7 protein-coding genes are annotated in these 13725 nt (G+C 35.5%); 5 read left to right on the plus strand and 2 right to left on the minus strand.

Going from position 1 to position 13725, the window contains the following annotated elements; genetic code table 11:
- The first annotated feature begins 3 nt into the window (after positions 1-3).
- The 4 genes from SNE38_RS17530 to SNE38_RS17545 all read left to right on the plus strand — a co-directional run bounded on the left by SNE38_RS17530 (position 4) and on the right by SNE38_RS17545 (position 8872).
- Positions 4-4095 (plus strand): hypothetical protein, encoded by a 4092-nt coding sequence (locus SNE38_RS17530; protein ID WP_336047011.1) that lies wholly within the window; start codon positions 4-6, stop codon positions 4093-4095.
- Between the two features lie 234 nt (positions 4096-4329).
- Complete coding sequence (locus SNE38_RS17535; RefSeq protein ID WP_191702090.1) at positions 4330-5391, plus strand: CAP and S-layer homology domain-containing protein; 1062 nt, start codon at positions 4330-4332, stop codon at positions 5389-5391.
- Positions 5392-5673: 282 nt separating this feature from the next.
- A complete protein-coding gene (locus SNE38_RS17540; RefSeq protein WP_191702091.1) occupies positions 5674-6612 on the plus strand; it encodes a C40 family peptidase in 939 nt (312 codons plus the stop codon).
- Positions 6613-6862: 250 nt separating this feature from the next.
- On the plus strand, positions 6863-8872 hold the full coding sequence (locus SNE38_RS17545) for an N-acetylmuramoyl-L-alanine amidase (RefSeq protein ID WP_336047012.1): 2010 nt from the start codon (positions 6863-6865) through the stop codon (positions 8870-8872).
- A 292-nt stretch (positions 8873-9164) separates the two neighbouring features.
- On the opposite strand, the gene SNE38_RS17550 is transcribed toward SNE38_RS17545, so the two are convergent.
- Together SNE38_RS17550 and SNE38_RS17555 are read right to left on the minus strand one after the other, a co-directional pair.
- The gene (locus SNE38_RS17550; protein WP_191702093.1) at positions 9165-11186 is read right to left on the minus strand and encodes an S-layer homology domain-containing protein; all 2022 of its coding nucleotides are present in this window, start codon (positions 11184-11186) and stop codon (positions 9165-9167) included.
- A gap of 296 nt (positions 11187-11482) precedes the next feature.
- A complete protein-coding gene (locus SNE38_RS17555; RefSeq protein ID WP_191702094.1) occupies positions 11483-11749 on the minus strand; it encodes a multidrug ABC transporter ATPase in 267 nt (88 codons plus the stop codon).
- Positions 11750-12103: 354 nt separating this feature from the next.
- Here SNE38_RS17555 and SNE38_RS17560 point away from each other — a divergent pair, with 354 nt between their 5' ends.
- Positions 12104-13573, plus strand: coding sequence for an O-antigen ligase family protein (locus SNE38_RS17560; RefSeq protein ID WP_336047013.1), 1470 nt, complete (start codon positions 12104-12106; stop codon positions 13571-13573).
- Positions 13574-13725 lie beyond the last annotated feature (152 nt).

The following is a 13725-nucleotide window of genomic DNA, read 5'->3' on the forward strand; positions in this document are numbered from 1 at the left end:
ACGATGAAGAAAAATTTAAAAGTGGGATTAATGGCAGGTCTACTAATCACACCGGCAATCGTCGCGCAAACTGGGGAAGTACAGGCAAGTGAAACTTCAACACCATTTAATGTAGTAGCTTCCATTACTGCAGAAGGTTTATTAAATAGTTTTAAGGAATCGAATGAAGGATTGCCAAGTGAAAATATTGAACAGATTGAACAGGTTATTAAAGCGGAGAGAACTAAATTTAATACGATGTCTGATAATGAAAGAACTATTTTAGGTGATTCTAATGTTAAATTAATTGATTCAAAAATTAAGTATTTAGAAGGTTATATAGTAGCTAGAAAAGACGCCGTATCTTTATCTAATTTAGTAGGAAAATTAACAACGACAAACAAGAATTTAGTTGCAGATACAAATCAAGCTTTAGTAGAACTTCAAGACTTAAAGGATAAATTTAGTGAATTATCAATAGATTTAAGTACGGCAGCCTCTGGAGCTGGGATTACTTCTACTGATTTTCTTTCTACCCTTAAATATTACGATGGTAATGGAGAGGACAAATTTATTGAACAATTTGTTACTCAAGAATTGATTGGGAAATTAGATGATAAAAAAGAAGATGTAGAAAAGATCGATACTTTTATCAAGGATTCAATTACGCCAATAATAATTGCTTCACAAGCAAACATTATAATTAAGGATACGTATGTGAGCGCTGTTGAAGTTGCACGAAAAGCATTTAGTGAAATACCGGATACAGATATATTTAAAGAAACCTTAAAAATTCAAATAGTAAAAGACACTGTAGGAATCGAGCAGTTTATTAAGGATGCAGAATTAGATATTACAAAAGCCAAATCTGTAGAAGATAAAATAGAGGATATTAAAGTAAATCCACCAACTTCGACAACATTTAATTCAAAAGTAACGGCGATTGTTACGGAATATGGAAAATTGTCGGACTTACAAAAAGCGCTTGTTACCAATTACGATGCAATGGAAAGTTACAATAAAGCACTAAATATTGTAACTGATATTACAAAATTAACGAAACTTACACCAAACTCTGAGAAATTCCGCGAAGATATACATACTATTTGGGAAAGTTATGTAAAGTTAAATACTATTGAAAAAACGTTTGTAACAAATGCTTTAAAATTAGAAGAAATGAAAAGTGCAGTAGATAATGCAACTGGGGTAGAAGCGCAAATTACGGGAATTAATATAGCAAATGCAGGAATGAAAGTAGCTGAAGCACGAAAAGCATACAACGATTTATTTGGAAATCGCAAATATGTATTAAAGGAAGCATTGGAATTACTCAATTCATGGGAAAAATCTTCTTCAACTGCAGCAAACGTTATAAAATTAATTGATGGAATTAAAACAGATGTCCTCGTGAATCTGGATGATAAGAATTTAGCGGATACGAAGAAGTTATCGAGTGTAACAGGCTTTGTAACGAAAGTGCGTTCAGCTGAATCTTCATATATGAAAGTTAAAGCAGGAGAAGGAGAACCTGAAACAAACGAACAAAAGCTTATCACAAACCGAGCACGTCTCGAAGCGTTAATGCCAATTGCCAATATTGCTGATCAAGTAGCAAAATTAAAAGTAACAAGTGCAACATATGCGGATGATTTAATTACAGCACAAAATGCATTGAACGGATGGGATACATTTAAAAGTGCAATTCCATCAAATGATGCACAAAATATCGAAAAGCTTCACGGATTTTTGAAGACATACTTACAAGCACTACAAGATGAGCAAGCATTAGCAGTTAAAATGGATGCCGATATTTTAACATTAAAAAATGCGACTTCTATTGATTTACAACAAATTGTTATAACACGCGAAACGTATAATTCTTTATCATCAAATGGTAAACGCTTAGTAAAAAATGTGAAAATATTAAATGATTTAGAGCGAGCGAACAAAGCTGCCCTAGATACAATTAAAGCAATAGATGCAATTGATGTAAAAGCCAAAGATTTTGCCCGTAAAACAACTACAGTTGAAACGTCTTACAGTAAATTAACAGAGCCGATGAAAGCAGTTGTCTACAACTATGCAAAACTAGAAGAGTTATTACCAATCGCAAAATTAATGCAAGAAATCGATGTAATTCGTCCAACGGCAAAGGATTTCAAAGAAAAGTTATCAACTGCTAAAAATAAGTTCGATGAATTATTGAGAGGATATACAGAACTTACAAATCCATCAACGAATTTAGATATTATTAAAGCAAAACTTCATACAGACTATGGCTATAAATTAACAAAATTCCAAGCGGTAGTCACATCTGCTTCTATAATTGAGCAAAGAATTGATGCTTTGCAAACGAAGTCTGGGGAAGGGTTTATAACAGATTTAGCAGAAGTATCTGCTTTGTATAAGGGGCTTGATTCGACAACAAAACGCAATGTAAGTAATGCAAAGCAGCTAACAGACCTAGAGCGCGATTATAAAGCGTCACTACGAGTAATTGAGCAAATTAACAAACTTCCTGTTCACACAGATCGCTCATACTCAAATAAGGTTTCGGCTGCTCAAAAAGCTTATGACCGTTTAACCGACAAGCAAAAGAGAGATGTATTTAACTATGATTCAAAGTTGAAAAATATTTTAAAAGCAGCTGATTTGATTGCCCGCATTGAAAAATTACGTGTAGGCTCTAAAACATATGAAACAGATGTAGCTGCAATACGTGGAGAATACTCAGTGCTATCAACGACAGAGCAGGGATTAGTGCATAATATTACAAAACTCGCAACGGCTGAATCTGGTGTTTCAAGTGCAAAAGAAGTCATGGCATTAATCGAGATCGCGATTCCAACAGCAGAAAACTATATTCAAAAGTTAATCGATGCACGAAATAGTTATGATAGTTTATCAAAATCAGATCAAAAGCTCGTTATGAACTATAAAGATTTAACAACTCGCGAACGTACAGTGAAGCCTGTATTAAAATTAGATGCCGATATTTTAGCTTTAGACCCATCTAATGCGCGTACCTTTATATCAAAATATAATGCGATTGGTAAAGCGTATGAAAAATTGTCTATGTCAGAGCGTGCATTGCTTTTAAATACCGAGAAGTTTTTAGGCGATTTCACTTCAATATTTAAAGTAATGAATGCTATTAACTCGATTAAACCTTCAAGCAAAACATTTGTTGAAGAAACTCAGGCTGCAAGAGCTTTATTTAATGCATTACCAGTGAATTTGGCAGCCCAAATTTCGAATTTGGCAACATTGCAAGAGCATGAATTGAACGTTGAAGGCGGCGCCAGAGTAGACGCGATGATTCGTGCGTTAAATACCGTATCACCAAATGAGTTTATCTCAAAAGTAAAAGAAGCACGCGAAGCCTTTAAATCGTTAAACTCTGCAAACAAAAAAGGTGTTACTTTAGAATCGGAATTAAAAGAGCAAGAAAAGTATATTAAGCCAATTGAAGCGGCGATTAAGGCTATCGACGGTCTAAGCAATCCAAGAAATGATTTAAGCCGTCAATTTAATACGGTAAATAATGCATTGAAAAAATTGGATGACAAACAAAAGCAATATGTCACTAACATGGACCAGTATTCAAATTTATCAAATGTTATTCATGTTTACACATTAATTGAAGGATTAAAGCCGAATGATAAGTACTTCCAAGGAAATATGGAGGCCGCTAAGCTGGCGTATGACAGACTATCGGAAGAAGAAAAACTAAAGGTTACAAACTATTATAAGTTACAGCAGTCCGTACTTGATATGACAGAAGTCCAAAAAGTGACGACAATCATTGCGTCATTAAATTCTTCTTCAAGTAACTTCGAAACAGATGTAACAAATGCATTAGCAGCATATAAAGCTCTTCCTGCTGGATCAAAGCGACAAGTATTGAACTATTCGAACCTTCAGCAAGCTGAAAGAGATTTAAAGGCAGCGCAACGCGTCATAAAACAAATTGATGAGTTGGATGCAACATTAAGAACTTATGCCTCAAGAGCAAACTCAGCAAAAACGGCTTACGAACGCTTAACAGTCGATCAAAAAGCATTAGTGAAAAATTATAATAAACTTCAGGCGGCAATTTTTGAATTAGGATTATAGGAAGTTTTCTGGAATTGATCACTTGTAATTTTAAAAAAAATTGATAATATAAAAAAGAACTATATTCTGTTTGGCAATTTTTAAAAATACCTTTTGCGTTATTCGTAAAAGGTATATTTTTTATTCTTTGAGGATGAAAAGTAATAATATAATTGCATTGCGAATAATTGTGAGTCTAGCAAATTTATCATAGTATAATTGTAAGAAATGACACATTAAGGGGGCTTTTTTGGGTTGAAACGATTTTTAGTAGTGGGGTTTATTATCGCTTGTCTATTACAAATACAAACTCCAGCGTCTTATGCACAAACAGCTCCAAACTTTACTGATGTGAAAAGTAGTTATTGGGCAGCACCGGTAATTTACGAACTAGCTGGAAAAGGCTATATGGAAGGATATGCAGATGGCACTTTCAAGCCGAATAGTATGACTACTCGTGCAGAGGCGGCTAGTATAATAGCACGGACTATGGGGATAGATTTGACAACCGATTTTGTTCCAAACTTTAGCGACGTTCCGAGCAATCATTCATATTATAAGGAAATTACTAAGCTCGCTGAATTAGGGATTATTCAAAATGAAAGCAAATTTAATCCTGAAGCGCCTTTAAAGCGCGCACATATTTCGAAAATGATTGCCCTTGCCTATTCGGTTGAAGTTGATTCAAAAAATAAAGCGAAATTTAAAGATTTACCGAAAGTCTATTGGGCAAAGGACTATATCGAATCATTGGCGGATGTAGGAATTGTAAAAGGGAAGACAGCTACAACTTTTGAACCAAACGAATTTGTGACACGTGCCCATGTGGCCGCATTAACAAAGCGCGGTATGAAATTTAGGCAAGATGTCGTAAGTTTAGAAGTAGTGTATGACCTTTTACAGAAAGACTATATTGATACAGTCAATCACTATAAGCAATGGGAAAAGAAAATACTGGATCTAGTTAATAAGGAACGTATAAATGCGGGGTATTCATCGGTCAATCAAGATTTAAAGTTAACACAAATCGCCATTATAAAGGCTAAGGATATGGTGAAGCGAAATTACTTCGAGCATTACTCGACGTTTTACGGCAACCCATGGGATTTGGCAACATTGTTTGATTATGAATATACAAGCTATGGAGAAAATTTAGCCCGTAATTTCAAAACACCTGAAACGACTGTTGCGGGATGGATGTCTTCGCCGAAACATCGGGAAAATATATTAAAGAGTACTTTTACTCATATGGGCATTGGTATCGAGAAAGATAAAAAAGGAAAATATTATGTAGTTCAGCATTTTTCTAGTAAATAATATGGTAAATTCTAGTGTTCTACATTACAGTAATATTACAATAGGAGTTTAGTATTAATAGATTTTCTATTTAAAACACGTAATCCTCGCTTAAACGCAGGGATTACGTGTTTTTTGTTTTTATATTAAAAATGCTAGAACTGTTACACAAGTGAAAAATAATATCACAACAATATATGTTACCCTGTTATTAGGTTAAATAAACATGAACTAAAAGATTTTCTGTTATGTTATACCTCGAATTTTAGTATCGAGGCCTAGTTGAAGGGAGTTTCAAGTTAAGTGAAAAAGAAAATTTTATTACCGATCTTTGCAACTTTCATGATTTTTTCAGGTGTAGGGACGGGTTCGAATACAGTACAAGCATCATCAGTTTCAGAATTAACAGCAACAGCTTCTAAATATATCGGTGTACCATACGTTTATGGAGGAACAACAGCAAGCGGGTTAGATTGTTCTGGCTTTACTAAATTAGTGTTCAGTCAATTAGGACATGATTTAAGCCGTACAGCAGCTGCTCAATATAAACAAGGGAAAGCCATTTCAAAATCAGATTTACAACCAGGCGATTTAGTATTTTTCAATACAAGCGGTGGCGTTTCCCATGTGGGTATTTCATTAGGTGGTAACAAGTTTATCCATGCTGGTACAAGCACAGGCGTAACTGAATCTAGTTTAACTTCTTCTTATTGGGGGAAAAGATATGTTGGCGCAAAACGTGTAGCGAGCTTTGGAGAAAGTGAAAAAGTAGTTGCAGCAGCATCTTCTATTGAAAAAGAAGAAGTAAAGAACTCAGCAATCGATTTCACTGTTTATGCATCTCGTGGTGAAGTAGCAATTCAATTAGCAGAAACTTTAGGCTTAGACACATCTGATACAAATTCATCGTTTACGGATATTAAATCATCATCAAAATATGCAGGTGCAACAACAGCACTTTATAAACTAGGCATTTTCACAGGTGATGAAAATGGTAAATTCAATGCTGGTTCACCATTAACTCGTGCTCAAATGGCAAAAGTATTAGTAAAAGCATTTGATTTAACAATGTCAACAGACAATTTAAAGTTTACAGATGTCCCAGCATCACATTGGGCACATGACGACATTTCGATTTTAGCATCAAACGGCATCACAGTTGGTAAAGGTGATGGCACATTCGGTACAAACGATAATGTTATGTTAAAACATTTAACGGCTTTCATTAACCGTTTACAGTAATTTTATATAAAATTTAGTAACTTCTACATATATCAACAGATATACCTTGCAGGGAAGTACTTACTTATGAGAAACACAAACGAAAATTGTTTGTGTTTCTTTTTTATTTGCCTTAATTAGAACCCGGCCTTTATCGTGTATAAGAGTAACATAAAGTAGAAAAATATCAATTTACTAACTTTACTGCATATTAATTTTATGAATTATTTGGTAAAATGGTAAATATCTAATAGAAGGGAGGATTTAAACATTGTCTATACGTAGTTTCATCATGACGGTGACAATCATCTTCATGTCAATGTTCCCATTAAATATGGTAGATGCCAGCACAAGCTTTGCCGATGTCCCTTCTACAAACGGGGCATACGGAGAGATTTCTTATTTAGTAAATGCAGGTGTCATCAAGGGGTACACTGAAAAGGGGAAAACCCTGTACAAGCCAAATGCACATGTAACGCGTGGACAGGCGGCGAAAATGGTGGTTGTTGCAACGAAGAACAAACCGTTAACTGTACAAAATTCTTCGTTTTCTGATGTGACAATAGGAACAGAGCTTTCAGGATATGTAGAAAGTGCAGTAAAATTAGGATTTTTCTCAGAGCAATCAAAAGGGAAATTCGCACCAAATACACCTTTAACACGTGAAGAAATGAGTAAAGTTTTAGCGATTGCTTTTAACTTAAATACGAACGAAACAGGTAAGCTGGAAGTACCTTTTAAAGATATAAATCCAACCTACAGCTATTATCCGTATGTAGCGGCAATTTACTTTAATGGAATTACAGTCGATGCAGAAAAGTATAATCCAAAAAATTCAGTAACTCGTGCACAGTTTGCTTCATTTATCGCACGTGCATCTTCAGAAAAGTATCGTCTACCTCTGCCTATTCAAGGAGTTAGCGTACCTGATGCTTCCGCTGCGATTGCATCTGCTAAAGCAAAAGTTGATAACCTGAATGTACGATTATCTGCTTCTTCTGCTAATACCTCGAATGTTTTAACAAAGGTAAACTCAGGAACTTCATTTAAAGTATTTGAAGTACAGCAGGATGGTTGGCTGAAAGTTTCACATGAAGGGCGATATGCCTATGTTTATAAAGATTATGTTGATTTTACTGATGAATCAGGGCAGCTAATAAATAAAGTACAAAAAAATGTTTACGCACTAAACGATATTCAAGTCTATCAAAAGCGTGATGTGAGTTCAGATATTGTTAGTTCCGTAGCAGATAAAGAAAAAATTGCCGTTTATGGCACGGTTGGTAATTGGTATGTCACTTTAATTAATGGTTTACCAGGCTATGTCCGTATTTCGCAAACACAGGATACGTTGCCGGTAGAAGAGGTTGTGACACCACCTGTAGTAGAGCAGGACAAGCCAGCTACTGAAGCTCCTCCAACAGTAGTGGAAGAGGAACAAAATACACCAGAATCTCCTACTGAAATTGAAGGGGATATTGGCGAACAGGAAATACCAGTGACACCTCCACAACTGCTTTTAACGAATACGATTGGTAAAGCGACAGTTGATGCATTACATATTCGTGAATCAGCTTTAGGCACATCTCGTTCACTTGGCCAAATTAAACGAGGAACACTTGTAGAAGTACATTCGTTATCGGGAAATTGGGCGGAAATATCTTATAACGGTATTAATGGCTATATTAATAAAACTTATTTACAGCTGCTTAACCAAAAAGGTACCGCTGTAAAAGACCGTATTATCGTGCTAGACCCGGGGCATGGCGGGAAAGATCCTGGAGCAGTTAAAAAAAATGCACGTGAAAAGGAAATCGTTTTAAAAGTTGCCAACTTAGTTAAGCAAAAGCTAGAAAAAGACGGTGCAACGGTAAAAATGACTCGTATAGGTGATACGTACCCGAGCTTGGAAGAACGTGTTAAATATGCGAAAAATGAAAACGGTGAGATTTTCGTCAGTCTACATGCAAATGCAGCTTCAAAAGAAACGGCAAAAGGGACAGAAACATTTTACAGTGTCACATCTAATGCAAATGAAAAAGAAGATTTCGCATTAGCAACTGCCATCAATAATGAAATTGTTAAAAATGCTAAAATGTACAATCGTGGTGTAAAGCGTGCAGATTATGTTGTCATTAAGGGACAAGTCATGCCGGCTGTATTAGTAGAACTAGGTTTCTTAACAAATGACGATGATTACAATAAATTAGTATCTGATGACTACATCGAAATTTTCGCTCAATCTATATACAACGGAATTGTCGAATATTACACGAAATAGTTTTTAAAATCTGAGTTGCTTTCTTTATTATAAGGGAAGGGGCTCGGATTTTTTTTATTAGGAGATCCTTTTGCTTGAAGTGGCGATTAAATTTGGAAAATGGACATTATAAAATGAAATTGGCGAATATCTACTTGAAAATGTCTAATATAGGATAGAAAGTAGATATTAAGTAAAGGTAAATGGCGATTATCTTTAAATTTTTGTCTATTAAAAGTCGTGAAGTGGCGAATATAATATTTATACAAAAAATCCAGTACCTCGATTAAAACCGAGGCACTGGATTTTTAAGTTAATTTCCTGGAATTAGCTGAACTAAATCGGCACGTACCCAACCATGTTTGGCAGGTGGGTTATTATCAGAAAGAATTTTGTACCATACATAGCCGTCTGAACCTGTTGTTTCTTCAACGATCACGACTGGGTAACCGAATACCCCGGTTTCACCTACATATTTTGCTTTATAAGTGAATTGAACTGGTGCGTTTGTTGTTGGCTCAGTACGGATATTTACTAAATGACCGTTTTCATATGATACAAACCCTAATTTAGCTTGTTTGTAATCCTTTTTACCGAATCGATTGTCCATACGATACATATGACCGGCAATTTTACTGCCCCAGAATGGATCGGATGCGTAGTGAACGTTCATACCTGACGTTTTATTGCCAGGTGCTGCTCCTTTTGCATAACCGCCTGATTGTGGTGCATAGTTTAAGTTCACATAGCGATTTATAAAGGCCAACACACTATCATCACGAGATGCATAAGTTTCGCCTAATGTAGGGTCAGTGTCAAAAACTTTTATACCGAAAATATTATTTTTTGATAAGGCATTTTTACTTACCCCGTAATCACCTTCGTGCATTGATGCCGCTAAAATAAATAATGCATTTACATTATACTGTGCTTCCACCTGCTTCAATAACTGGCCCATACCGATTAAACGAGATTCAATCGGTGCTTTAGCGTATTGAGGAGAAGTTGGAATCGCCTGACGCTCCAATAATAGTGTCATAATCATATTATCTAACTCTTCAGCAGTATAGTTGGAAGGCTGACGAATTGATTGGAATTGGAAGTAAGGATAATGTGTCCCTACTTTTTTCGTTAAGAATACATCAGAATAGAAGTTTACACCATCCTGGCTGTAATATTGCATGCCGCGTTGCATAAATGCTGGTGCTTCACTAATTACATAATCCCAATTATATTTTTGCAAAATATGATTGTACGTACGATGTGTTAAGTAACCGCCATCAACAAAATAGAAGTCTTGTCCCTTAATCAGACTTGTAGGTGTTAATGTTACTTCATCGATTTTCACATAGCCTTTTGTGTCGGCTAATTGAACGATTGCGTATTGATCATTACTGCCGATATACTTAAATTGCGAGCCCTCAACAGCATAGGATAAGGACTTTTTGAAATCTTTATCTGCATAAACTGTTGTCGTATTCGCTTTGGTATCAGCTGCAGAAGCAATACCTGCAGACATTTTAATAATTTTGTCGCCTTTTAATATAAGGTTTGAACCAGAAGTAGTTAATGCTGCTTCTGCTTGGTCATAGTTAAAGTAAACAGTAGAATTTTTGTCAATAACACCTTTTGAAATTTTACCTACATAATAAACATTCGGATTTGGAGCAGGTGGTGTTACAACAGGACCTGCATTACTGTCATCTTCTTTTACAGCAAAACTTTCAATAGTGCTATTCATCCGGAATAAAAACGCAGCGGCATGACCAATTGTCGCATTTCCTTGTGGGTCAAAAAATACACCATTTTTTGTATGTGATCCGCGGATAATGTTGTAATAAACATTTGTAGCTACTGCAGGTTTGAACTGGTCGCTTATTTTGTTATTGTCTTTAAATGTTAAAGGTTGTCCATCAAGCGGAACGTTAGAATAGCGAAGCGCTTTTTGTAAAAAGCCTGCCATATGCTGGCGCGTAATCTTTTCATTTGGACGGAATGTGCCATCAGGATAACCACTTAAAATATTTGCCCCCGCAGCAGCCTGAATATCAAGTGTAAGTCCATTGCCAGCTTTTAAATCTTTAAAAGTATATGTAGAAGAAGCTGGTAACTGAAGTGCACGCGTTATATATGAAGCGAATTCTCCACGAGTAACAGCGCGGTTCGGGTTATAGTTACCTTTACTGTCAGGTTGTATAACACCTAGATTTGACCAATATGTTAATTCATTCACCATTTGGTGGCCTTTAATATCATTTGCATGAGATGTTGACTGTGTTGTAAAAGACAAAGCTACGACAAAAGCGAGTGCTAGTCCAATTATTTTTTTAAACACATATTCACGCTCCTTTCCCTATTTGGTTATTTTAACAATTTATGAGAGTGAATAATAGATAAATAGTAATTCTTTATTCGTTTGTAATATAATTGTAATTAAATTGTTTAATGGTGTGTGATAGAGAAAAATGAAGTAGATTTAACAAATATGAAACTAAAAGCTAAATCTACTTAGTAAATGAAGGGAATCGAGCTTAACAATAAAAGGCGCGTAGAAGTAAATGGGAGACATGGAGACAAAGTGTGGAGGATACGATTCATATGAAAGGTGACTTACATATGAAAGATGAATCTTTAAATATTTAAAGCCTTGGAAATTTTTTTCACTTCTTTAGTTAAATAATTTAGCTGTTCTTGAATGCTTTTTATCTCGACGTTATTGTTCGTATTATTAATTGTCAGTTGCTGCGCTTCTTGTATAGCCAGTGCAGTCGCAAACGTAGAAATCCCTTCAGAAAGCGTAGCTAATAAACCTGCTATAACCTCAAGTGAAGCTGCCTGAAGGACTGGTGAGTTCTCCGGTATTGCTTCATTATTTTTTTTGCGGTTATTGTTTTGCATTGCTATGACCTCCAAACTATTGTTATTTACATCTTATGGATATAATTAGCAAATATGAATATAGCTATAAAAATCGGTAGGTACTCCAGTCAAAGAATAGTTGGTGGGCAAGCTCTAAATGGTGGCGTCCTTCGTAAAAAGACCCAATATATTAGGCGCTTCTATTAAACTTCAATCATTTTTTAAATCGGCATTCCTATAATATTAATATGTGTTTTGTACGAACATTGTATTATAATTGTAACCATATTATACTTAAGTTCGTCTTAATCCACATGAGCAAAACTCATCTAAAATAGTGAACTACATAATAAGAAAGGGTTTGGGACATCTATGAAGGACATTTCTGTCAAAATGAATAAAAATGAGTGGCTCGAAATCTTGGGAGCAATGATAGTACTCTGTGCGGCGACACTGCTGCCACCAGCTATAGCACAAATCAGTACTGCTGTATTTTTTGTGTTGTTTGCATTTTTCAAGCCATTTCAAAGTTTAGTGATCTTAGTACCGTACGTTATTTTCCGTACACTTTTTATTGAACTAAACCCTGGACTTAAACTAATAGGAGATTTAATAACAATCGTAGTATTATTGCGAATGTTCCTGCTGAATACAAAGAAATTTAAAACATGGTTTCACTTTAAGCCATTTGAATATTTCTTTTTTGCCTTTTTAATTTTTGGGGCGGTTATCGGTTATAAAAACGGTGTATCACTTGGAGCGATTGTGTTCCAATTACGTACATTTGGCGTAATGTATCTATTGTATTATATTATTAGCCGCAGTGAGTTGCCGAAAAATTTCCTTGTGAAACTTGCATGGGTTACTGTATTTTCAGGTGCGATTATTTTTGTACAAGGTATTGTTGAAAAATTATCAATGCGCCAATTATTAATGCCGGAAGATTGGACACAAAAGATACTTTCATCTACTAACTTTGTGCGGATTTATGGAATGCTTAACAATCCAAACTCATTGGCTTTAGTAATGTTCTTTGCAATCAGCGCAGTATTTTTCCTGCGTTGGGTATATAAAGATACTGAATTTAAATGGAGTCTTCGTATCGCGCAAGTGGCCTTCTTTGGTATGTTATTACTGACATTATCCCGCGGTACTTGGATCGCAGCATTCGTATTCGTCATTTTCTTTATGATAATTGCACGAAATTGGCAGTTGCTGAAAAAAATTGGTGTCACGTTGATTGTATCCATTGTATTAATCTATTTACCAGTCAACTGGGGAGTAACATTATTACAGAATTTTGGTGTGGAAAGCTCAGTAGCACCAGACGACCTTACAGGTGGTATTAGTAACCGATTCACTGAAACATTTTCAGATGATACACTGGAATTAATGCAGGAAAGCGGCCGAATGTTCTATATTAAAAAGGGCATTGAAGTATTAAAAGATTATCCTATTACGGGTGCTGGCTTTGGTACATTTGGTGGCTCTGCAACGTTATCGTATGATTCACCAATTTATGAGGAGTACGGAATTCGTTCTGATATTTATGGCGGGAAGAACTTCTACTCAGATAACCAATATATCCAAGTTATTGCAGAAACAGGCGCTGTAGGTGTTCTTTTATTTGCAGGCTTCCTGCTTGCAATGGTGTGGATGTACTGGAAGGAACGTAAAACAGTATTCGGCCAATATTTATTTGGACTATGGTTTGCAACAGGCGTTGCCGGATTCTTCTATAATATTTGGGAGTTAAAAGTATATGTACTCTTTTACTTTATCCTATTCGGCATATTTGCAAGTACACGTACGATGTATCCGATGCTTAAACTCAGTGATTATGAAAAACAAAAAGCAGAATGATATGATAGAACTACCTTTTGTAAGGTAGTTCCAGACTGTAGACAAACTCGAAGAAATTCGAGTTTGCCTACAGTCTTTTTTGTTTTAAAATAAAGTTAACTGATGAAAACCGTTGATTTCCATTCCAGGGGACGCGTTTCGCGGGCGGGTGC

The sequence above is a fragment of the Solibacillus ferritrahens genome (assembly GCF_037027585.1).
Taxonomy (GTDB): domain Bacteria; phylum Bacillota; class Bacilli; order Bacillales_A; family Planococcaceae; genus Solibacillus; species Solibacillus ferritrahens.

Coding starts and splice junctions, on each gene's coding strand:
- SNE38_RS17530 (WP_336047011.1), top strand. CDS start 4: ATGAAGAAAAATTTAAAAGTGGGATTAATGGCAGGTCTACTAATCACA.
- SNE38_RS17555 (WP_191702094.1), bottom strand. CDS start 11,749: ATGCAAAACAATAACCGCAAAAAAAATAATGAAGCAATACCGGAGAAC.
- SNE38_RS17560 (WP_336047013.1), top strand. CDS start 12,104: ATGAATAAAAATGAGTGGCTCGAAATCTTGGGAGCAATGATAGTACTC.